At 38.4% G+C, this 1,238-nt stretch carries 1 protein-coding gene; it reads right to left on the bottom strand.

The features are described 5' to 3' along the window. Window positions 1-1,162: ComEC/Rec2 family competence protein (locus CGS49_RS13545; protein WP_207653414.1), on the bottom strand; the 1,162-nt coding region annotated here is incomplete at its 3' end. Window positions 1,163-1,238: the final 76 nt, after the last annotated feature.

Genomic DNA, 1,238 nt, shown 5'->3' on the forward strand with positions numbered 1-1,238 from the left:
GACATTTAAGAAATCGAATACGTTTGGCAAAACTAGGCTTAGTCAAAGCCCCCTCACTGACACAAATTTTCTTAATCTTAAACCGTTTAGCCACTACCTCCAAATCACCAATATGGTCTGTATCCGTATGAGTCAGAACCAGATAGTCAATTTGAGACACTCCCCTTGCCTGTAGATAGGGAATTAAGGTTTTCTCCGCATTACTCGTCTGGCTCCCCTCTTGCCATTTTTCCTTAGAGCCGAAAGTCACCTTGCCACCTACATCTATTAGGACCGTTTCACCTTTCATACTCCTTAAAAAAATACTATCTCCTTGACCAACGTCGACCACCGTTACTTCATTTATTAAAGGATGTTTGACCCAGACCATCAAAAGACTAAAAATCATCAAGAGGGATATTCTAAACTGAGGCTTTTTCCAAAAATCAAAGAGCAAAACCAATACAAATATCATTGAGACAAACTGAAACAAGCTAGGTTTTCCTAAAATCAATGGCTGGACTCCCCAAGATTGTACCCAAGTCAAAAAGAACTCCATCCATTCAAAAAGTGTGTTAAATTGAGAAAAAATTACCATTCCTGAAAGTGTAAAAAGTACTGTTAAGACAGGTAAGAGAAAGCTATCAAAAACTAGAGAGAAGATTGCCGTCAGAATCAAACTCAATGGTTGAAAAGTTCCATAATAGTAGGTCAAAAAAGGCAAAGTCCCAAGACTCAATACTAAACTCATATAAATTGACTTTTTAAAGGACGGCATCTCCTCAAAATTAAATAAACACAACAAGAAGGCATAAGAACAACTTAAAACACCTCCTACCGTTAAAAGAAAATGAGGCAAGACTAGAAAAAATAGAAGTAGCGTTATGCCCATATTGTTCAGTTTTTTAATACCACACTCAGCCAAGAGGCTTTGAATCAAAGAACGTAAGACCGAAGCCGTCCAACCAGTCATTAAGCCATAGAAAATCGAAAAAGGTAATAAGATAGCAAGGATATAATTTTTGGGAAGCCCCAAACGGAGAAGTCCATAGCGAAACCAGCCAAGAAAAAATCCAACCTGCATACCCGATAGCGCAAAAAGATGAATAATCCCCAAGCTAGTGTAGAGTTGACTCTGCTCATCAAACTCCTTGTCCAAATACCCAAAGAGTAGTCCTGTCATGTAGTGTCTCATCGGATTAGGAAAATGCGTCTGAATATGAACTAGAGCCTTCCTCCTCAATTGATGAAAAAAAGCT

This window comes from Faecalibacterium langellae, assembly GCF_002549775.1.
Lineage (GTDB): Bacteria > Bacillota > Clostridia > Oscillospirales > Ruminococcaceae > Faecalibacterium > Faecalibacterium langellae.